This window comes from Kineothrix sp. MB12-C1, assembly GCF_030863805.1.
Taxonomy (GTDB): Bacteria; Bacillota; Clostridia; order Lachnospirales; family Lachnospiraceae; genus Kineothrix.
Map to the genome: position 1 here is coordinate 3,516,773 of NZ_CP132957.1, position 22,652 is coordinate 3,539,424.

General features: G+C 39.5%; 18 protein-coding genes. 17 read left to right on the plus strand and 1 reads right to left on the minus strand.

What is annotated here, in order from left to right; translation table 11 throughout:
* Positions 1–275: 275 nt before the first annotated feature.
* From RBB56_RS16195 to RBB56_RS16250, 12 genes are all read left to right on the plus strand, one after another.
* On the plus strand, positions 276–1,994 hold the full coding sequence (locus RBB56_RS16195; protein WP_306719997.1) for a cache domain-containing sensor histidine kinase: 1,719 nt from the start codon (positions 276–278) through the stop codon (positions 1,992–1,994).
* Positions 1,963–3,564 (plus strand): response regulator transcription factor, encoded by a 1,602-nt coding sequence (locus tag RBB56_RS16200; protein ID WP_306719998.1) that lies wholly within the window; start codon positions 1,963–1,965, stop codon positions 3,562–3,564. The genes RBB56_RS16195 and RBB56_RS16200 overlap by 32 nt, the downstream gene beginning before the upstream one ends.
* Before the next feature lie 162 nt (positions 3,565–3,726).
* On the plus strand, positions 3,727–5,124 hold the full coding sequence (locus tag RBB56_RS16205) for an ABC transporter substrate-binding protein (protein ID WP_306719999.1): 1,398 nt from the start codon (positions 3,727–3,729) through the stop codon (positions 5,122–5,124).
* 61 nt (positions 5,125–5,185) lie between these two features.
* Positions 5,186–6,082: a carbohydrate ABC transporter permease gene (locus RBB56_RS16210; protein ID WP_306720000.1), complete on the plus strand. Its 897-nt coding sequence runs from the start codon at positions 5,186–5,188 to the stop codon at positions 6,080–6,082.
* 9 nt (positions 6,083–6,091) lie between these two features.
* Positions 6,092–6,949, plus strand: coding sequence for a carbohydrate ABC transporter permease (locus RBB56_RS16215; RefSeq protein WP_306720001.1), 858 nt, complete (start codon positions 6,092–6,094; stop codon positions 6,947–6,949).
* A gap of 32 nt (positions 6,950–6,981) precedes the next feature.
* Entirely contained in the window at positions 6,982–8,763 is a 1,782-nt protein-coding gene (locus RBB56_RS16220) for an FAD-dependent oxidoreductase (protein ID WP_306720002.1), read from the plus strand.
* Between the two features lie 39 nt (positions 8,764–8,802).
* Positions 8,803–10,104 (plus strand): FAD-dependent oxidoreductase, encoded by a 1,302-nt coding sequence (locus tag RBB56_RS16225; RefSeq protein WP_306720003.1) that lies wholly within the window; start codon positions 8,803–8,805, stop codon positions 10,102–10,104.
* 609 nt (positions 10,105–10,713) lie between these two features.
* Positions 10,714–11,067 carry a response regulator gene (locus RBB56_RS16230; RefSeq protein WP_306720004.1) on the plus strand — a complete coding sequence of 118 codons (354 nt, stop codon included), beginning with the start codon at positions 10,714–10,716 and terminating at the stop codon, positions 11,065–11,067.
* A 144-nt stretch (positions 11,068–11,211) separates the two neighbouring features.
* A complete protein-coding gene (locus RBB56_RS16235; protein ID WP_306722193.1) occupies positions 11,212–11,985 on the plus strand; it encodes a tRNA threonylcarbamoyladenosine dehydratase in 774 nt (257 codons plus the stop codon).
* Complete coding sequence (locus RBB56_RS16240; protein ID WP_306720005.1) at positions 11,982–13,151, plus strand: ATP-binding protein; 1,170 nt, start codon at positions 11,982–11,984, stop codon at positions 13,149–13,151. Before RBB56_RS16235 ends, RBB56_RS16240 begins: the two co-directional genes overlap by 4 nt.
* Before the next feature lie 293 nt (positions 13,152–13,444).
* Entirely contained in the window at positions 13,445–15,307 is a 1,863-nt protein-coding gene (locus RBB56_RS16245) for an urease accessory protein UreH domain-containing protein (protein ID WP_306720006.1), read from the plus strand.
* 235 nt (positions 15,308–15,542) lie between these two features.
* Positions 15,543–16,154, plus strand: a complete 612-nt coding sequence (locus RBB56_RS16250) for a DUF2318 domain-containing protein (RefSeq protein WP_306720007.1) — start codon at positions 15,543–15,545, stop codon at positions 16,152–16,154.
* Positions 16,155–16,160: 6 nt separating this feature from the next.
* Here the strand turns inward: RBB56_RS16250 and RBB56_RS16255 are convergent, their stop codons facing one another.
* Positions 16,161–16,505 (minus strand): winged helix-turn-helix transcriptional regulator, encoded by a 345-nt coding sequence (locus tag RBB56_RS16255; protein ID WP_306720008.1) that lies wholly within the window; start codon positions 16,503–16,505, stop codon positions 16,161–16,163.
* Between the two features lie 507 nt (positions 16,506–17,012).
* Between RBB56_RS16255 and RBB56_RS16260 the strand changes: the two genes are divergently transcribed.
* The 5 genes from RBB56_RS16260 to RBB56_RS16280 are packed head-to-tail and all read left to right on the plus strand — an operon-like array spanning position 17,013 to position 22,615.
* Positions 17,013–19,496, plus strand: coding sequence for a heavy metal translocating P-type ATPase (locus RBB56_RS16260; protein WP_306720009.1), 2,484 nt, complete (start codon positions 17,013–17,015; stop codon positions 19,494–19,496).
* Positions 19,497–19,498: 2 nt separating this feature from the next.
* Complete coding sequence (locus RBB56_RS16265) at positions 19,499–20,242, plus strand: hypothetical protein (RefSeq protein ID WP_306720010.1); 744 nt, start codon at positions 19,499–19,501, stop codon at positions 20,240–20,242.
* 29 nt (positions 20,243–20,271) lie between these two features.
* On the plus strand, positions 20,272–20,481 hold the full coding sequence (gene copZ, locus RBB56_RS16270; protein ID WP_306720011.1) for a copper chaperone CopZ: 210 nt from the start codon (positions 20,272–20,274) through the stop codon (positions 20,479–20,481).
* Positions 20,482–20,502: 21 nt separating this feature from the next.
* A complete protein-coding gene (locus RBB56_RS16275) occupies positions 20,503–21,204 on the plus strand; it encodes a response regulator transcription factor (RefSeq protein WP_306720012.1) in 702 nt (233 codons plus the stop codon).
* A gap of 25 nt (positions 21,205–21,229) precedes the next feature.
* A complete protein-coding gene (locus RBB56_RS16280; RefSeq protein WP_306720013.1) occupies positions 21,230–22,615 on the plus strand; it encodes a sensor histidine kinase in 1,386 nt (461 codons plus the stop codon).
* Positions 22,616–22,652: the final 37 nt, after the last annotated feature.

A 22,652-nucleotide genomic window follows, 5' to 3' on the forward strand; every position in this document is an offset into this window, starting at 1 on the left:
AGGCTGAATCCTGTATGAATCAGGATTTAGCCTTTTTACGTTATGGCTTAAGTTGCTTTTCTTTGCATATGGAATTTCATTATGCTATTCTATAAAGGGTTATGCAAATGTATTTTACACCAATGACACTGATAAAAGAAATAATTAAAAAGGAATAGAAAGCTATGAATAATAGATCAATATATCTAAATAGTTTTTCTGTACGTATTTTTCTAGTCGTTTTATTATTTACAGTTATTCCGCTTTTTACAATGAATATAATAACGAAATATAGAATGGAAAGATTACTTCAAGAGGAATTGAGCAGCCAGACAATACAGAACATTTCCAAGAATGAGAGTTATATTTATGAGAAACTTCAAAGTATGGCATATTATTCGTCTCTATTCGTAAATGATGAAAAGTTGAGGGAGCGTTTGACAAACGAGAGCTATTCAGAATATGAAAATATGAATTATTTTAATAATCTCATAGATAAAAATAGTATTTTAGATTTGAAATCGACTTTTCCGATGACTAAAGTTGTATTATTCGATAATTTTGGAAGAGTTTATTCAAATTGGAGCATGAATTATCGAAACTATGATTTTCTCTTGGAAGAGGAATGGGTGAAGAAGAGCAGGGAAGAAAAAGGACATGTTACATGGTCGTTGTTTCAGCCCAGTTATATCGAAGGGGAAGATGATGAAATCCATATTTCTTTGGCCCGAACTATTTTAAGTGAAGGAACAGCAGGTTCGCCGATAGGAACTATCATTGTCAGTATTAATAAAAAGGAATTCAGTGAAGCTCTTATGGAGTATTCTAATGAAGGCGATTTTGTATATATCTGCATCGATAAAGGCGAAGTGTTAATGGATAATGATATAGAAAACTTTTTGGATAAGGATGAAATTTTGCGTATTTATGAGGAAACGGAAAGGAATAAGAAAGGGAAAATACAAATAAAAGAAGGTGGAAATGAATATTTAATTAGCTATTATTCACTTCCAAAACCATGGGAATTCAATGGTCAAATAATGAAAGTATTTCATTTTACCGATTATAATAAAATCAAGGATAGTATATCGTCTATTACAAGAAGTATTAATATGATAACCGTAATAATCTTAATTATTATCGTTTTTGTTCTATTTATTACCAGCAGATATTTAGTGCGTCCAATCAAAGTATTAACGAGTAAGATGGATCAATTCTCTCTTAAGACTCCGATTGAAGGAATCGATTTGAATAGAAAAGATGAGATAGGTAAGATAAATCGCTCATTCATTCATATGGGAGAAAATATAAATACACTTTTCGAACAGTTAGAAGAAGAGCATAAAATAAGAGAGCAGTATCAATATGAATCGTTACGAGCGCAGTTTAATCCTCATTTTATCTTTAATACGTTGTTAAATATAAGATGGATGGCTCAGATAAGAGGTGCTAATAATATTGTGGAATGTATTGAAGCTCTCGGAAATTTATTATCATACAGTATGATGCGGGAAAAAGAGGTAGTAACGCTCGATGATGAGATAAAAAATATTCAAAGTTTTATTTATATCCATAATTGTCGATATCCGGAATTTGTAACATTAACTACTCATATTGACGAAGAATTATTAAATTTGAAAACAGTGAAATTTATACTGCAGCCAATTGTTGAAAATGCGGTAATTCACGGATATAACAACAAGGAAGGGGAAATTAATGTTACGATAAGGGCTAAAGCTGATGATGAGAAATTATATATATATGTAGAAGACGATGGGGTTGGGATATCAGCCCGGGCAACCAGAGAGTTCGAGAGAACCAAAGAACAGGTAACGTTGACTAAGATGACCGGCATTGGGTTAGCGAATGTAGATGCTTTTATAAGAATGAAATTCGGAAAAGAGTATGGATTAGTGATTGAGAGAGGGGAAATACAAGGAACTGTTGTTAAATACATATTACCTATAATAAGCGGAGGCAATGATGAAGTTAAAGAAGGTATTGATAGTAGATGATGAACAGCTAATCCGAATCGGCTTATTGTCATTATTGGAGTGGGAGAGTTATGGTTATGTAATTATTGGAGACGCTTCTAACGGAGAAGAGGCGCTTGATAAGATTGAAAAACTAAAACCGGACATCGTTCTTGTGGATTTAAAGATGGATCCAATTGACGGTTTCGAGGTAATAAAAAGAGGGATAGAAAGGAATAGTAATACTAAGTTTATTGCTTTGAGTAACTATAATGATTTTGACAGCGCAAGGAAAGCTATGAAATTAGGCGCATCTGACTATATATTTAAATTCACATTGAAAGCGGAAGATCTTATAAAAGTATTAAATGAAGTATCGGCAGAAATTATAGTGTCCGAAGAACAAGGGACTTATCAGGCAGAATGTGAACAAATATGGAGCGTAAAAGAAAATATATTGAAACACATTTTAGATTATGGTGAGGAAGCCTCTAAAGTTTTATCGGATATTCCCTTAGAAATTTCTCTTGAGAAAGAATATAGAGTTCTATTTTTGAAAATCAATGATTTTATTGCTCTTAGAAAAGCCGGAAATTATCCTAATTTATTGTTAGTAAAAAATACTTTGGAGAAAGTAATATTAGAATTGCTGGAAAGACAGTTCTTTGTCGATACATTCAGATACCGGGATTCTGAATTTGTAGTAGTACTAAACAGTAGATTTCAGGATAGCTTTGATCATATAAAAAGAGCTTTTATAATGCTTAATAATTATTCCAAGCAGTACTATGGGTTTACTTTATGCGGAGGTGTGAGCAATATTTGTAAGGGAAAAGAAAGTTTTAATAGGGCATTGCAGGAATCCCGTCAATTTATGCAGCGATGTTTTTTGTCTGACGAGCAATTAATACAGGAAAATGATATGGAAGAAAAATTGGCGGAAGAAATAGAAGAGACATATAGAATACATAAATTTGAAGAATTTATAAAAATGGGTGATTTGTCTATGGCATTTAAAAACCTCCTTCAGTTTATGGATGATATGGATGAAAACAAAAAATGTAGAGGAATTATAATTAAGCAGCACATGATTAAGATAATTCAGGTAATTCTTTTTGGGATGATTAAATATCGAATAGAAATCGGCAGAGTAGTGGATAAGAATGGGGTTTGCTTAGACCATGTGATGAGTGAATATGATACGTTTGAGTCAGCGAGACAGTCGATTGTTGATATTTCTGCAGTTATAAAATCAGAATTTTCACAGGTGGGAGAGACGAGAAAGAGAAAAGAAATAGCAGCAGCAGAGATTTACATGGAAGAGTATTTAAATGAGGATATCACAGTTTCGAAAATGGCCAAGTTAGTAAGTATGAGTGAAAGCCGTTTTGCCCACGTTTTTAAAGAAGAGGTGGGTGTGAGTTTCATAGAATATGTAAATCAGCTAAGAATCGATAAAGCAATCGGTTACTTACTTCATAGTGATATGCAGATTAATGAGATTGCAATTGCAGTTGGCATTAACAATTCTAATTATTTCAGCACTTTATTCCGGAAAAGAACAGGAAAGACCCCTTTGGAGTTTAGAAAAAGTAAAATAGCAGAAAAGTGAAGAAATCGTAGCAGGATTTTAATGGTTCAATTATAAATTTAATATGAGATATAAGTTGTTTGAATTACGACAGAAATGAAAACATATAAGACAGGTTAGAAGATTTACACTTCTGGCCTGTTTTCATATAATCGAGATATAAAAATACAGGAGGAAAGTAAAATGAAAAAGAAGGTTTTATCAGTAATACTGGCGACAGTCATTATGACATCAACGTTGGCGGCCTGTGGATCAGATGTGAATACAAATACTGTTCCAAAGGCAGACAGTGAAGAAGCAAAAGAAAACACACCTGACCCGGAGATATCAGAGGATGGAAACGGAAATGTAGAAACAGTGACTTTGAGACTATGGGGAGGAGTTCCTCCGGAAGCGGGACCGCAAGCTTCCTGTGATTTATTTAATGAACAATATAAGGATAAAGGTATTCAAGTAGAATATGAGAGATTTGTAAATGATGATACAGGCAATATGAAATTAGAAACGAATTTATTGTCAGGGACAGGTGTTGATCTCTATATGTCTTATACTCCCGACCACTTGGCTAAAAGAGCATCCGGAGATATGGCATTAGATTTGACTGAACTAATGGAAAAGGATGGGTTTGATTTAGAATCTTACGTGGGAGATATGGCAGAAGCGTATTATGTGGATGGAAAGCCTTATTCCCTCCCTACAAAATCAGATAAGTATGGAATCGTAATTAATAAAGATATGTTCGATGAAGCCGGCATCGCAATACCTACAGAGTGGACATATGAAGAGTTCAGAGAAATTGCCAGACAGTTGACACATGGAGAAGGCCAGGATAGGGTATATGGAATGTTTTGGAATTCACAGCAAGATTTAACCTATGCGTTACAGTATTTGTCAACACAGACATTAGGTGGAGATCCTATGTATAAGACTGAAAATGAAACAAGATTTTCCGATCCTGTAAATATAGCGAGTGTAGGGTTGATAAGGGATATGATGCTGGAGGATAAGACATCCCCTACTCATACGGATTCTGTAACACAGAAGCTTTCCCAGGAAGGAATGTTCTTAACGGGAAAAGCGGCTATGACGATAGGACCTTGGATGGTGCGCAGTATTAAAGATATGGAAAATTATCCTCATGATTTTGTCACAGCATTTGCACCTTATCCTGTTGTTGAAAAAGGGCAGAGAAATTATACACAAGGAGGATATGGAGACCATCTGTGTATTAACCCTAAATCACAGAATGTTGAAGCGGCTTGGGAATTCGCTAAATGGTATGCCACACAAGGGATGCTGCCTGTAGCAGAAGGGGGAAGAGTACCATCGTTTAAGACCTATGATCCACAAGAAGTAACAAATGCTTTTTTAAAGGGCGGAGAAGAACTTTTGGATGCGGAAACTACAAAGAAAGTATTAATTGAGCCGGCCAATAATTATGCGGTTCCGACTATTACGAATCATATACCGGAAATCAAGAAGATATTCACAGAAGAAATGGAAAAGCTGCTCCTTGGAAATGTGACAGTGGAGGAAGCGATGGGAAATGCGGACGAAAGAAGTCATGAAATATTAAATTAGGATAGAAAGGGTAGGGGAAGCACCCTACCCTTTTCATCTTTATGATAGAGAGGATGAATCTGTGAAGAAATTAGAGTTATCAAAAACGACAAAAGAAAATCTGACAGGATATGCATTTATTTTACCTAATGTAGTCGGAGTTTGTGCATTCACTCTGCTCCCCATGATCTTCTCATTGGTTACAAGTTTTACAGATTGGGATTATACAAGGGGCTTTGGAAAATGGAATTTTATAGGAGTAAAAAACTATTTAGATATGTGGAAGGACGGTTGGTTTACCAGCGCATTGACAAACACTATATTTTTTGCCTTTATAGTGGTGCCTGCGACCATTGTTATTTCCTTAATTTTATCAGTGATAATCGATAAATATTGCTATGGGAAGGTAGCTCTTCGATTAGCTATGTTCATGCCATACATTTCCAATATAGTAGCCGTTTCAATTGTATGGGTCATGATGTATTCTCCATGGGGGCCGTTTACACAATTAATGGAGACCCTCGGTATAGAAAATCCCCCTCAATGGCTCGGTAACGAACGTTGGGCATTGCCGGCTATTATGATTATGACCGTGTGGGGTGGTGTCGGATATGCCATTATGATATATACCTCGTCAATTCAGGGATTACCGGCAGACGTCTATGAAGCGGCAGATATTGATGGTGCAAATGAAGTACAGAAATTTTTTAAACTTACCATTCACTTTTTGTCGCCAACCACCTTCTTTTTAGTAATTACCACATTTATTACCTGTTTTCAGGTGTTTGCGCAAGTACAGATCATGACAAAAGGCGGGCCGGGAAGCTCTTCGAATGTATTAGTTTATTATATTTATACGTCCGCCTTCAGTTTTTATAAAATGGGATACGCATCTGCCATGTCTTGGATTCTATTTATAATCCTGTTTATTATAACAATTATCCAATGGCGCGGACAAAAGAAATGGGTGAATTATTAAGGAGGAAATATGCGGAAAGCAAAAGTAAAAAAATTAGTTTTTAATATGGTTTTAACGATTCTCGTCGGAGCGTTTGCCCTAACGATGATAACTCCTTTCTTATGGATGCTGTCGGCATCTATGAAATTACCTTTAGATGTAATGGAGTTGCCCATTAAATGGATTCCTGAGTATTTTTATCCAAATAATTATAAAAAAGTATGGAATATAGGTAATTCGGCGGTACGTGATTATCACTTTTCATTGGCTTATTTTAATTCAATTAAAATTGCCGGTATCAATCTGGTCGGTTCTGTTATTACGAGTACATTAGCAGGATATGCTTTTGCAAAGTTGAAATTTAAGGGTAGGGACGCACTATTTCTAATATACCTTTCTACAATGATGATACCTAGCCAGGTAACATTAATCCCTAAGTTTGCAATTTTTAGCAAGTTGGGAATGATTAATACACATTTACCATTAATCTTACCGGGATTGATTACGATAACCGGAACTTTCTTAATGCGCCAATATTTTATGATGATTCCCGATGAATTAAGAGAATCTGCAAGGATCGATGGTGCAGGCGAGTTTACGACCTGGGCACGCATCATGGTTCCGATAGCGAAGCCCAGTATGGCGTCTCTGGGGATGGTCGTATTCTTATGGAATTGGAATGCATATTTGGAGCCGTTGGTTTTTCTGAATGATTGGAGATTGTACACGATTCCATTGGCGCTGACTAACTTTATAGAAGAGAGTGTGACAGAATATAATTTAATTATGGCAGCAGCTTCTTCGGCGTTGATTCCTGCTTTTATCGTATTTTTATGCGGGCAGAAGTTTTTGGTAAAAGGATTGACGGCCGGAGCGGTGAAAGGATAATTTCAAGTTTTATCTAATTGGAGAGGAAGGCTATGGAGAAAAATATAATAAATAAATCATTCGATTTCGTAGTGGTAGGCGGTGGGATGTCCGGTGTCTGTGCTGCTATTGCTGCGGCGCGTAAAGGTGTAAGAACTGCACTTATTCACGACCGTCCGGTTCTGGGAGGAAATGCGAGCTCTGAAATAAGAATGCATATATGCGGCGCTGATAATCATATGGAAAGAGAAGATGCAAGAGAGACAGGGATATTAGAAGAAATTTTGTTGGAGAATAAAAGAAGAAATCCCAATATGGTTTATCCGATTTTTGACATGGTAATGTGGGAAAAGGTAAACTTCCAAGAAAATCTGACTGCTTTTCTGAATTGCCATATGCTCGATGTATACTGTAAAGAAAATAAAATCACATCGATTAAAGCCGTGCAAATGACTACGGAAAAGGAATTCCTCATAGAAGCGGAAATATTTATGGATGCTACAGGGGACGGAACTTTAGGGGCTAAGGCCGGAGCAGATTTTGTGATAGGACGTGAGGCGGAAAGAGAATACGGGGAAACGTTAGCCCCTGCCGAGGGGGATACTAAGGTGATGGGAAGCTCATTGATGTTCTCGGCAAGAGATATAGGGAGAGAGGTACTTTTTCATAGACCTGAGTGGGCACAAAGATACACAGAGGAAGATTTGAAGTATCGCGATCATGAAGAGATTTCTTCCGGATATTGGTGGAATGAGTTGGGCGGAGTTGAGTTCGATACAATATCTGATGCCGAATTAATCAAAGATGAGCTGTTAAAATCATTAGTCGGTATATGGGACCATATTAAAAACGGGGGAACTCATAATGCGGAATGTATGGAGCTCGATTGGATGGGATTTCTCCCGGCAAAAAGAGAAAGCCGCAGGTTGATTGGCGATTATATGCTATGCCAAAAAGATATAGAGGAAGGAAGAATCTTCTCGGATGCGGTAGCTTATGGTGGTTGGTCTATGGATTTACATACTTCGGACGGAATCCGTAATTCGGAAGAAGTCCCGACTGTATGGAATAAAGTTGAAAATATATATACGATTCCTTATCGTTCATTATATTCCCGTAATATAAATAATTTATTTTTGGGAGGCCGAGCCATTAGCTGCACGCATGTGGCCTTTTCTTCCACTCGTGTTATGGGAACATGTGCAGTGGCGGGGCAGGCAATAGGAACGGCGGCAGCATATGCTGTTAAGTATCATTTGCCGCTGAGAGAAGTAGGGGAATCGATACATGTGATACAACAGCAATTAATAAAAGATGATTGCTATATTCCGGGATTTGTGAATGAAGATAGTGAGGATTTGGCGAAGCGTGCAACGGTATTTGCCAATAGCAGTGAAGAAAAGTACATACCTGAGAATATTATCAATGGATATACAAGGAAAATAGGAGAAGAAAAAAATTGCTGGAGAGCTAAAGTTTGCCGGGAAGAAAAACCGATTATCACTTTAAAATTAGAAGAGAAAGTGAATATCGGAGAAATAAGATTGATTTTTGATTCAAATCTATCTAGAGAAATTACGCCTTCCATTAATACAAAGGTGCTAGAGAGACAAGTGGTGGGAGCTCCCCCGGAATTAGTAAAGGAGTTCGAAATAACTTTATTCAGTGACAATGAAGTATGTGACAGAACAAAATATAGTACAAAAGGACAGAGATTAAATATAGTAAAATATGATAATGAGAATATTTATGCAGATTCTGTTGCTATAAAAATAATTGATACCTTTGGAAGTGAATATGCGAATGTATTTGAGGTCCGCATTTATAATAAGTGACCTGAAAATGATTTATAGTTGAAGAAGGAGAAAAGTGAGATGTTTGTCGAAAAATCGAGAGAAATACCAATAGCCGATTATGTGGATGTACTTGTCCTTGGAGCAGGACCTGCGGGAGTTGCCGCAGCGATAACGGCAGGGAGACAAGGCGCTAAAACAATGCTTGTAGAGCAATTAGGGAATGTGGGTGGAATGTCTACCACAGGATTAATGAGCCATTGGACAGGGAATACGGAAGGTGGAATCTATGAAGAGATCTTAACCAAATCGGCTGATTTATCAGAAGATATCAAGGATGGAATCAATGGCTCGAAAAGACAGATTATCAATCCGGAGCGTTTGAAAACAGTATATCTGGAAATGTTAACAGAAGCGAATGTATTACTGCGCTTATACACTCTTGCCAGCGATGTAATTAAAGAAGAGGATCAAGTGAAAGGAGTAATTCTAGAGAGTAAATCGGGACGAGAAGCGGTATTTGCTAAAGTAGTCATTGACTGTACCGGCGATGGCGATATCGCGGAAAAATCAGGGGCAGAGTTTATAAAAGGAAGAGAATCCGATGGGCTCATGCAACCGGTGACAATTATGTTTAAAATCGGAGGTGTGGATTACGAAAGAGCGGTTTTTCCGGGGTGTTTTGAAGATAATATTGAAATCCCAAAAGGTGAGATTCAAGAGCTGGGAAAAAGCAATTTGCCTTATCCGAGCGGACATGTACTTTTGTATAAGACATCTTTGCCGGGAATAGTGACGTGTAATATGACAAACGTTATAGGGATCGATGGAACGGATGTGAGGGATTTGACAAGGGCGACTGTGATTTGCCGAAACCAGATGACATCTATTGTAGAATTTTTAAGAGAATTTGTACCCGGATATGAAAAGAGCTATATTATTTCTTCGGCGGATCTAATTGGAGTACGTGAAACGAGACATTTTAAAGGGGTGAGTACTATAACAGAAAACGATATAGAAAATGGGCGGATATTTGATGATTGGGTAGTGACAAGGGCTCATTTTAATTTTGACGTACATAATATTTCAGGAAGCGGGCTTGATGCCACGGGTGCCCAGAACGAATTTAAACAGACAAAAGGGTATACAATACCATATGGTTGCTTTGTTCCTAAGGCTGTTGACGGATTATTGTTAGCGGGAAGAAATATATCAGGAACTCATATGGCACATTCTAATTTTAGAGCAATGCCAATTTGTGCTAATATGGGGCAGGCAGTAGGAGTGGCAGCAGTCCTGGCTGTAAATAAGGAAATTCAGGTAAGAGATGTAGATGTAAAGGAAATACAGCAGATTTTAATAGAACAGGGGGTAGAGGTTTAATATATCACTTGTCAGTGAGTGGCAGTACTAAGTTTGTATAGAGACTTGGTACTGCCTTTTTAATAAACAATTTTTAATGATAAATTTGGAAGAGCGAAAAACTATAAAATGGGAAACAATATTTTTGATGAATCAATTTATCATTTACAGAAAAGGAGAACTTTAGGGGGCGATTATAGCGAAAATAGCGAAGGAAGCATTCACTGATACTTTATTAGTTTTACTCTTTAGTATTCTTTGGAGCATATGCCTTATAATGGGAGAAGTTTGTGTTATAAAGAATAGGATTTGTGTGAATAAGAAAGTGTATTAATAAAAATAATATCAAATTAAAATGAAGCAATTGTAAGAGGATAACAAAAAGAATGTTAAAAAATTTAACAAAAGAATGTTAAATTATTAATTTAATTGATTTATGGAATTAATTGAATTATAATTATTATATAAATAAAAAATATTTTTTCATACAAATCTATAAAACGAGGGTCGGTGAAATATTTATTTCCCGACTTTTACATATATTTGTGCGAAGGATGCCTTTGTTGTATTTTGCACTCATGTGCAAAGCAGTAGAGAAGATTGAGTGAATACCACGAAAGGAGGGCACGGATGAAACGAGTATTAATAGCAGATGATACTATGTTTATGAGATATATATTGAAAGACATGTTAGTGGAAAATGGTTTTGAAGTAGTGGGAGAAGCAGTAGATGGAGAAGATGCTATATTTAAATATAAGGAATTAAAGCCGGATATTGTTACTATGGATATTACAATGCCGAATGTGAGCGGGATTAAGGCATTACAGGAAATTGTGAATTTTGATAATAGGGCGAAAGTTGTTATGATATCATCGATGGGACAGAAGGAGTTAGTAAGTCAGGCAATTATAAGCGGAGCGAAGTCATTTATCATTAAGCCCTTTAAGGTAGAGCATGTTGTAAAAATATTGAATCAGTTGTAATAATAAGTATAAATACAATAAAAGTCTTATAATTCGACATTAGTTTGTTTTATGAGGAACTACCCACTTGACAAAACAAGTGGGTTTGTTTTAATCTTAAAGCCGACTAAGAATATCGTAATAATAGAGAAAGTAGAAAGTACAATGTTAAATCAATTTTCAAGAACACAATTATTGATGGGCGAAGAAGCGATGAACAGGCTGCAGGCGGCCAGGGTCGCAGTGTTTGGAATCGGCGGAGTAGGCGGCAATGCAGTGGAAGCATTAGTTAGAAGCGGAGTAAAGCGCTTTGACCTGATAGATGATGATAAAGTATGCCTTACCAATTTGAACAGGCAGTTGATCGCAACGTATAAAACAATAGGAAAATATAAAGTGGATGTAATGAAGGAGAGAATATTGGAGATTAATCCGAAAGCAGAGGTCAACGTACACCCATGCTTTTACCTCCCCTCAAATGCATCCGATTTTGACTTTTCATCCTATTCTTATGTTATCGATGCTATCGATACGGTAACGGCTAAGCTGGACTTGGTAGAACGAGCCAGAGAAGCAGGTGTACCGATTATTAGTGCTATGGGAGCCGGTAATAAACTGGACCCGACTAAATTCGAAGTGGATGATATTTACCATACATCAATATGCCCTCTCGCCAGAGTGATGCGAAGAGAGTTGAAAAAGAGAGGAATCGATCGGTTAAAAGTGGTATACTCGAAAGAAAAACCGATAAGGCCGATAGAGGATATGTCTATTAGTTGTAGGACACAATGTATCTGCCCTCCCGGAGCTACACATAAGTGTACGGAGAGAAGGGACATTCCGGGAAGTGTTGCCTTTGTGCCGTCGGTGGTCGGACTGATTATTGCCGGAGAGGTAATTAAAGATATAGGGATGCCTATGGAGAACAAAGAAGCATGAAACAGAGTATAGATATTGCAATAGAAGAATTAGAAGAGTTAAATCCTCAGGATTATGTGCTTGTAGACGTCAGGGATGAGGTAGCCTTCGGACATGGATACATTCCCGGAGCACTTAATATTATTATGAGTAGAATTGAGGCAGGGGATTATGAACTGCCAAAGGATAGAAAAATTATTCTTTATTGTGCTAAAGGTCTGATTAGCGCGGATGCTGCGGGTCTGTTAAATGCCAGAGGATTCGAGGCATATAATCTGAAAAGTGGTTATGGTGCGTGGCTTCTATCTGCCTTCGAGAAAGAGGAAGGCGGGGAGGCTTCGAAAATATCCCGATGTGAAGAGATTGAAAAAAGTATTCGGAAGAAATTTCACAAAGCATTATTTTCCCGTTTTGCCAAAGCGATTACGACTTATGAGCTCGTGCAGGAAGGTGATAAAATTGCAGTCTGTATATCCGGCGGAAAAGATTCCATCTTGATGGCGAAGCTTTTTCAAGAATTACAACGCCATAATAAGTTTCCTTTTGAACTCGTATTTTTGGTTATGGATCCGGGATACAACGAAACAAATCGCAAGGTAATTGAGAATAACGCGAAGCTTTTGAATATACCGATAACAGTTTTCGAGTCGAATATTTTTGAGGCTGTCTATGAAGTTGAGAAATCTCCTTGCTACCTTTGCGCCAGAATGCGCAGAGGGTATTTGTATAGCAAAGCGAAGGAGCTTGGCTGTAATAAAATCGCATTGGGGCATCACTATGATGATGTGATAGAGACGATACTTATGGGAATGCTGTATGGCGCTCAGGTACAGACAATGATGCCTAAGCTTCACAGCACTAATTTCGAAGGGATGGAACTGATACGTCCGATGTATTTGATTCGGGAAGATGATATCAAGCATTGGCGCGATTATAATCAGCTGCATTTTATCCAGTGTGCATGCCGTTTTACGGACGATTGCACAACGTGCCGAAGCGATGGAAGTATGGTTTCCAAGCGAATGGAGATTAAGGAGTTGATCAGCCAGCTTAAAAAGGTGAATCCTTATGTGGAAGGAAATATTTTCAAAAGTGTGGAGAATGTGAATTTAAGCACAGTAATTGCGTACAAAGAAAATGGTGTTGTGCATAATTTTCTGGAAAATTACAATGAGATAAAAGAATAAGAACTTAAAAATAGAAAATTGATATAGTGATATAAAGGTAACCATTCAGTAGTGAACAGTTACGATATAAGAAGGTCGGTTCAGGTGTTTGAGCTGTTTCCTAAAGGTTAGATTTTGGTCTGACTTTAGGGGACGGGTTTGCCTGAACCGATCTTTTTTAAAATAATTTTTTTATCTACACAACTTCTACAAATTTATTCTTTATACTCGCCTCATGAGAACAAAAGCAGGATGTTATGTGAGGTCTGCAGCTTGAGACCGCAAACAGTCGTTTGCAGGTTAATAAGAAAGGAATGGTTATTAAGATGAAATCAGGTACAAGATCCAAAGTGCTGCGGATTGGCGGCATGACTTGTGTGAGTTGCCAGAACAAAATTGAAAAAAAATTACGAAATACTGCCGGTGTACAGTCTGCGTCCGTAAGTTATAACGCGGGAACTGCCGATGTCACATACGACACGGATATTATTTCTTTAAGAGACATTATTTCGGTTATTGAAAGGCTTGATTATGATGTATTGCCGGAGGTAGAGAAGAAATCATCAGGCCATAGCCGGACGGTAGGGCTTATTCTCGTTATTTTTTCCCTTTATATTTTCCTACAGCAATTCGGTCTGTTGAACCTACTCGTTCCCAGTCAGTTGGCGGAGGCAAATATGGGATATGGGATGATTTTTGTTATAGGTCTTATCACATCGGTACATTGTGTGGCAATGTGCGGCGGCATCAATCTGTCCCAATGTATTCCGCAGAGAGAGGAAGAGGAAGAAGGCGGTCGTTTTGCATTCTTAAGGCCGGCGTTTTTATATAATTTCGGACGCGTACTTTCTTATACTGTGGTAGGTTTTATCGTTGGAGCCTTAGGCTCGGTATTTACTTTTTCCAATACGATGCAAGGTGCTTTGAAATTGGCAGCGGGTGTTTTCATGGTAATTATGGGAATAAACATGCTCGGTATATTTCCATGGCTTCGCAGATTCAATCCTCGTATGCCCAAGGTATTCGCCGGTAAGATCAATGCGAAAAAGGGAAAAAGCAATAGTCCTCTTATTGTAGGTCTTTTGAACGGTTTAATGCCTTGCGGCCCCTTACAGGCTATGCAGATTTACGCACTTTCCACAGGGAATGCCTTCGCAGGAGCGATGTCTATGTTCCTGTTCAGTATGGGTACTGTACCTTTAATGTTCGGTTTAGGCGCAGTGGGAACAGCACTTGGTAAAAAGTTTACGAATAAAATCATGACTGCAGGAGCGGTATTGGTAGTAGTGCTCGGTCTATCTATGTTTTCACAGGGTGTGAGTCTGGCGGGACTTTATCAACCTCTATCCTTTGCAGGGGGAATTCGCGCAGGAGCATCAGATGTGGTAAGTGAGACGACGGCAGATGGAATCCAGACAGTAAACAGCACGCTTGCGCCCGGCAGATATCCCGATATTACGGTACAGGTAGGAATGCCGGTAAAATGGACGATCGATGCGCCGCAAGGCAGTATCAATGGATGTAATAATGAGATATTTATTAGAGAATACGATATTAACCATAAATTTACAGACGGAGAAAACATAATAGAATTCACCCCTGAAAAAACAGGAACCTTCCAATATAGCTGTTGGATGGGTATGATTCGAGGTTCTATTACTGTAGTGGAAGGCGATGCTTCGTCTTCAGAGCCAATTGCTGCCGACACGACGCCTCCGGCGCCTGAGCCAATCCCCTCGGGTTATATAATTCCTGTGGAAAATATAGAGATAGCAGAATTGGTGACGGATGAGTACGGCAATGAGGTGCAGGAGATTAATATTACCTTAACGGATGAAGGATTCACTCCGGCAGTTGCTGTTATTCAGTCAGGTATGAATGTGAAATGGAACATCGATAATCAGTTGACAGATGAGCTAGGGACAGATGGAGTTATCGTTCCCACATATTATGCGCAGCTTGCTTTAGAAAAGGGGGAGAATTCCCTATATTTTGCTCCATTGTCAGATTTCCAATTTTATGATGGAAGCGATCGTTTCTTCGGATATATGAAAGTGGTAGATAGTTTGGAAACGATAGACTTGGAGGCAGTAAAGACAGAAGTTTCCTCTCATGAGACGTTAATATATCCGCCGGAATACTTTACACAGACGGCGGGAGGCTCTTGTTGCCAGTAAGATAGGTAGTGCATATAAGAGGACGAGAAGCGGTAAGTAGATTTGACTTATCTGCAGGAAGGAGTTGACGATATGAATTTGCTATTGAGTCATTGGCATTGTATTTTACCGGCAGCGGCAATTATCGTTGGGATAGTTCTTATGGGCCGTAATAAAGGAAAAACAGAAGATAAGATGGATTAATAGTTAAGAGAAAATAGAAAGAGCATAAGGTAAAGAGCAGAAGGAGATAAAGATGGTTTGGTTAAATAGAAAAATAGATATGGATTCTGGTGTAAGAGGTGAAAATAGCAATAATGGGAATAAGAAAGCAGGAAATAGACGAAGGAAAGGTGTAGCGGGAATAGTTTTTGTTCTGTTGACTACACTTATGTTAACAGCATGTGGACAGAAAAATGCAGAGTCTTCTGCACCTGAAGGGGATGCCAAACAGTTGGAAACAGATGAAGGTTCATTACAAGGTACAGCAAATGCTGCAGCTTCCGGAGAGGATCTCGTTATTCCACTGGCAGAGGTTACAGAGGATGCTTCCTTTTACCCGATTGAAGTGGATGGAATCAGCATGGAAGTCATTGCAGTGAAGACACAGGACGGAAATATTCGTACGGCGTTCAATACTTGTCAGATATGTTACAGCTCCGGCAGAGGATATTATGAGCAGGATGGCGATAACTTAGTATGCCAGAACTGCGGCAATCGTTTCTCTATGGATCGTGTCGAAGTTGAAGCAGGCGGATGTAATCCATGGCCGATCTTCGCCGAAAATAAATCGGTAACGGAAGAATCTATTACAATCCCCTATAGCTTCTTACAGGAATCCGAGCAGATATTCGCTAATTGGAAATAATAAGAATTATTGTTTGATGTGCATGGAGCAATTTACCTCTACGCCATTGTTAGTGAGGTAATCTGAGCCCCAGCCATACATGGCCGTTAAAATAGGGCGAATGCTTTTTCCGAGTTCGGTGAGGGAATATTCAACCTTCGGCGGCACTACAGGATATACCATTCGCGCGATTAGATTATCCTCCTCCAACTCCCTAAGCTGTTGGGTAAGCATCTTGGGAGTTGCTTGGGGGATAAGCTTTCGCAGCTCCCCGAAACGGAGAGTGGAGTCGATCAAGTGCCATAGAATAAGAGATTTATATTTACCGCCAATCATTTTAAGAGTGATTTCTACGGGACAATTATAAGTCATAAATAGCCTCCTTACAGATAATAATCAGTTTAAGTAATTGCGAAACAGGTAGATTGTAAAAATTTTATACACAATAAAAGCAGTGTTTCATAAGAAAGATTGTATAAAAGTTTTCCATGCTCCGGTTATGCAGAACACTATGCTGAGCCAAAGCAGAAATCCTTTTCAGCAAAGGCTTCAAGGATTCCTATATCTCAGCGCCGTAGCAAAAAATCGCTTGAAAAATCTTTTATACAATTCTTTCTGATTCCAATTTCGTGAATCGTGTATAAAATTATAAAATTTAACGAGTTTCTCAATTACCTAAATAATTAATTAGATGCTCGCATAAGACTATGGTCTTGTAAGCGGTTGCAGATTCTATGATAGTATGGGAATGTGGCAGGGTCAAGGGGGAAATGCATAACAGTACCTTTTTAGGTACTATTGCACAAAAAAGTGCATAGTTGCAAAAAGAATTATTTTGGTTAAAATGGAATTATGGTAAGGAAAGGAGTTGTATAATAGATGAAAAGTCAAGTATTGAGTATACAAGGTATGACTTGCGCGGCTTGTGCGCAACGAATTGAGAAGAGTGTACGGAAGCTTGAAGGTATTGGCCAGGCGAATGTGAATCTGGCTAGTGAAAAGCTATTCGTAGAATATGATGATGCGACGGTAGGACTCGATGTTATTAAGGAAAGAATAACAAAGATCGGTTATCAGGTAGAGGAGAAGTCGGATAGCCAGAATGTGACTATCCCTATTGGCGGCATGACCTGTGCAGCTTGTGCTAATAGGGTGCAGAAGGCGATCGGGAAGTTGGAAGGAGTGGAGGAGGTTTCGGTGAACTTCGCTACTGAGAAGGCTACCGTATCTTATCTTCCGCAAAGTGTAAGGCTTTCAACGATTAAAGCGACAATAGAGAAGGCAGGATATCAAGCTCTTGAGGTAAACAAAGAGGATGCAGCAGACGAGGATAGAATTCGCAAACAGAAGGAAGTCCGTACTCTTTGGACTAAGTTTATCATTTCAGCTATTTTTTCCGTTCCGCTATTATATATAGCGATGGCTCCTATGATTCAGATAATACGGCTGCCGTTCCCGGAAGGATTAGATCCTATGCAGTTTCCTCTTCGTTTTGCGGTAACACAGATTTTATTGGTAGCCCCTGTTGTCGGAGTCGGATATAAGTTCTATACGATCGGTTTTAAGGCTCTTTGGCAAAGAAGTCCCAATATGGATTCATTGATTGCAATTGGAACGACGGCGGCGGGAATCTATAGTGCCTATAATGTGTTCCTGATCGCAAAAGGAAATTTCCATGCGGGAGAAGCACTGTATTTTGAGACTGCCGGCGTTATTATTACGTTAATCCTTTTAGGAAAGTCTCTGGAAGCAGTTTCCAAGGGACGTACCAGCGAAGCGATTAAAAAATTGATGGGGCTCGCACCCAAAACAGCGATTGTCATTCAAAATGGGGAAGAGAAGGAAATTCCTATTGGAGAAGTGGAAGTTGGCGATATTATTGTAGTGAGGCCGGGGGCTAAGATTCCGGTAGACGGTACGGTGGTAGAAGGGAATACATCCATTGATGAATCTATGTTGACCGGGGAGAGTATGCCGGTAGATAAGAAGTCTGGCGATGCTGTCTATGCTGCTTCCATCAATACAACGGGAACTGTTCGTTTCCGGGCGGAAAAAGTTGGCGGTAATACTGTACTTGCACAGATTATCAAATTGGTGGAGGATGCACAGGGATCCAAAGCACCCATTGCTCAGATGGCAGACATCGTATCCGGTTACTTCGTGCCTGTAGTTTGTGTGATTGCATTATTGGCCGGTATTGCATGGTTTATTGGAACTGGAGGAGATTTGAAGTTTGCACTGACTATCTTCATATCGGTCCTTGTTATTGCCTGTCCTTGTGCTCTTGGTCTGGCAACTCCTACAGCGATTATGGTAGGTACGGGTAAGGGCGCCGAGAATGGAATCCTTATTAAAGGCGGCGAAGCTTTAGAAGTTACGCATAAGATCAATACGATTGTTTTCGATAAAACAGGTACCATTACAGAAGGAAAGCCAACGGTAACGGATGTGCTTGCCGTGGGAGGAATTGATGCCGATAAACTTCTGCAGATTACAGCTTCAGCGGAAAACGGCTCGGAACATCCTCTTGGTCAGGCAATTGTTGTAGGTGCGAAAGAGAAGGGAATGGATCTTCTTAAAGTGGATGATTTTATTTCTATCACAGGACGAGGAATCGAAGCACAGATCAATGGTCAGACAGTGCTGGCAGGTAATCGGAAGTTGATGGAAGAAAGAAAGATAGGAATGGAAGAGTTGGAAGAGGCTTCAGATCGTCTGGCAGAAGAAGGAAAGACCCCTATGTATATTGCTATAGATGGTGGATTGTCCGGTATTATCGCGGTGGCAGACGTGGTGAAGCAAAGCAGTAAAATGGCCATCGAAAGCCTTCATAAAATGGGTATCGAGGTGGCGATGATCACAGGTGATAACAAGAAGACAGCATCAGCTATTGCCCGTCAAGTGGGTATTGACCGCGTACTTGCCGAGGTACTCCCGCAGGATAAATCTAATGAGGTAAAGAAACTTCAGGATATGGGAAAGAAAGTAGCTATGGTAGGAGACGGTATCAATGATGCACCTGCCTTGGCACAGGCAGATATCGGTATTGCGATTGGATCGGGTACGGATGTGGCGATGGAGAGTGCGGATATTGTTCTGATGCGCTCCGACTTGATGGATGTTCCTACGGCGATTCATTTGAGCAAGAAGACGATATTGAATATTAAAGAGAATCTCTTCTGGGCTTTTGGTTACAATGTAATCGGGATTCCTATAGCAGCAGGCTTGCTTTATCTGTTCGATGGGCCACTGCTTAACCCGATGTTTGCGGCAGCGGCAATGAGCTTAAGCTCCGTATCCGTACTGACGAATGCGCTTCGTTTGAAGCGGTTTAAGCCTGTTACAGTGAAAACGGAGGTATAGTTATGAATGAAAAAATAAAAGAAACCTTGAAAGAAGATAAAAAAGTTATAATAGGAGCAGGTGTGGCAACGCTTGTCGTTGTCGTGTTCCTCCTTATTCTGTTACAAATGACAGGCGGCAATCTGGATGTAATAGGAACGGGCTCGATCACTTCCTTTGATACCATTTTACAAACAGCTTCCGAGCATGTTACTATGGACGAAGAAAATGCCGGATGGAGCCTGGAAGCGCCGGATGGTACTGTGGACTTCGTATGGAGTAGTCTGGAAGGGGAAGCTCCTGTCTATGATATGATGCTTGCATTTGATGCGCGACCTTTTATCGATGCGGGCATGGATATAGGGATGCTGCCTGACGATTACATTGTAAAAGATGGAAAAATATTGATTGGTACCGCATTTGAGAAAGGGACAGCTGGAAAAAACGCTTTGACTCCGCGCTCATCTTATGAATGGATTGTGGAAAATCATAGAAGTGTTGTTAATTATCATTCCTCCCTCGATCACTACGGTGTGAAGCTGGGACATGGTAATATGTTCGAATGGGCAAAGGATATGGAAAAAAATACGGTGAACGGAGAAGCTCAGGATAAGGATATCGTCTTTGTTTTGAATCCTGAACCGCTCATAGAAGCCGGTGTTTCGCCCGAAAGCATAGAAGGATGGCTGTATGCGCCTGTGTTGATGGAAGGACACGGAAAAACGGTGGAAGAATACAAGCTGCTGAAGCCGTTCAATATCAATTAATTATATAAAGAATAAAGGAGAAGAAAAAGATGGAAAAAGTGGTATTAAATGTAGAAGGTATGTCATGTGAACATTGTGTGAAGGCTGTAAATAATTCAGTGGGTATTCTTCCCGGTGTAGCTAATGTAGCTGTGGATTTGGCTGGTAAGACAGTAACAGTGGAATTTGATTCTGCCAAGGTGTCTGTGGATAAGATCAAGGAAGAGATAGAAGACCAGGGATATGACGTAGTTGCATAATAACGCATTGGAGTAAAGAACATGCCTAACGTAAGTAAAAATATATTGGCAGTGGACGATGAACCTAAGATTCAGGAGGTAGTTTCTGCCCTTTTGGAAAGCAAAGGTTTCCGTGTGTTCACTGCCGAGAGCGGGCAAAAGGCACTCGAAATATTTCGGGTGGAGAATATTTCTTTGGTGATACTGGACTTAATGCTCCCGGATATTTCAGGAGAAGAAGTCTGCAGAGAAATTCGTAAAAAATCCAGAGTGCCGATTCTGATGCTCACAGCCAAATCAGAAGAAAATGATTTGCTCTATGGGCTTGGAATCGGTGCAGATGATTATATTATTAAGCCCTTCAGTTTAAAAGAGTTATATGCCCGCATAGAAGCGATTCTTCGCAGAACACAAAATGATCTTGTTCCCCTCAATGTTCGTAATTCTTTTGGGGGCGGGGATCTTGTTGTGGATTTTGAGCAGAATTTTTTCCAGAAGACAGGTCAGCCGGTTAGTTTGACCCCTAATGAGATTAAGATTTTATCCGCTCTTATTAAATATCCGGGAAAAGTGTTTACAAGGGAAGAATTGATAACAATTGCTCTTGGAAGTGAATTTGAGGGCTATGACCGGGCTATCGACAGTCATGTGAAGAATCTGCGGCAGAAGATAGAAGATGACCCGAAGAAGCCGGTATACATTCTGACGGTTCATGGAATCGGTTATAAATTCAATGGCAAATAGGTCTATAAGAAAGGTATGGTTGTGCATGAGGCGAAGCTTAAGAACGCAGTTGACTTTGTCCATACTTTTGATAGTGTTCGTTACGGTGGCGTTAAGCAGTATTCTCTCTAATTGGTTCATCAATCGCGGGTTTGAGGATTATGTGGAACGGCAGGAACAGATACGGAGTGAGAAGATTGTAGATGATTTGAGCGAACAGTACAATTCGTTCACAAGAAGCTGGAATCAGGATTTCCTCCATACCATCGGAATGTATGCTTTGTATGACAGTTATATTTTAAAAGTATACGATGTGGATGGTGTTATGATATGGGATGCTGAGAACCATGATATGACCAAATGTTGGCAGGTTATGGATGAGATTTCAGCCCGTATGGAAAAACTGAAACGAGATGGTGGTTTTGTATCTCATGTCTATGATATCGAACAGTCAGGAGTAAAGGTGGGAAGTGTATCCATCACATATTATGGGCCTTATTTTTTCAATGAAAATGACTTTCGTTTTATCAAAACATTGAATACGGTACTTTTGGTAGTCGGCGCGGCTGCGGGTGGGATATCCGTTGTTGTAGGCGGCTTATTGGCGCGCAGAATAGCAAGACCGGTGACGAAGACTGCTTACATTGCCAAGCAAATATCAGAGGGAAATTATAATATTCGTTTTGAAAGCGAGACCAATACAAGGGAATTAAATGATTTGGTTTCCGCTATCAATGATTTGGCAGGTGCGTTAAGTGAGCAAGAGAATCTCCGTAAGCAATTGACAACCAATATGGCTCATGAATTGCGGACGCCATTGACTGCAGTCAGTTCTCATCTGGAAGCGATGATTGAAGGTGTGTGGGAGATTACGCCTGAACGTATTGCAAGCTGTCATGAAGAGGTGCTGCGCCTAGGGAATTTAGTGGCAGATTTGGAACGCCTTGCAAAAGTGGAAGCTGATAATCTGAATCTTAATTTGGCGGAAAATGATTTGATGGAAGTTGCCCGCATAGCTTATGATTCTTTGGAAGCGGAAGCGGTCAAAAAGAACCTGTCGATGCAGATAACAGGAGAACATTCTTATTTAAAGATCGATAGAGAACGGATGATACAAGTAGCTATTAATCTGGTGTCTAACGCTGTTAAATATACGCCGGAAGGCGGAATTATTCATATAGAAGTAAAGGATGATGATAAGCGCAGCCTTCTTCTTATAAAAGATAGCGGAATCGGAATTCCGGAGAAGGAACTTCCCCTTATCTTCGAACGTTTTTACAGAACGGATAAATCCAGGAACCGCAAGACCGGTGGTGCCGGAATCGGTCTTACCATTGTAAAGTCCATTGTTTCTGCCCATAGTGGAAATATAGAGGTAGAGAGTGAAACGGACAAGGGAAGCCTTTTCACAGTATCTATTCCTAAAAGCTAATTGAAGACCTGTCCGCAGAATTCGCGGGCAGGTCTTT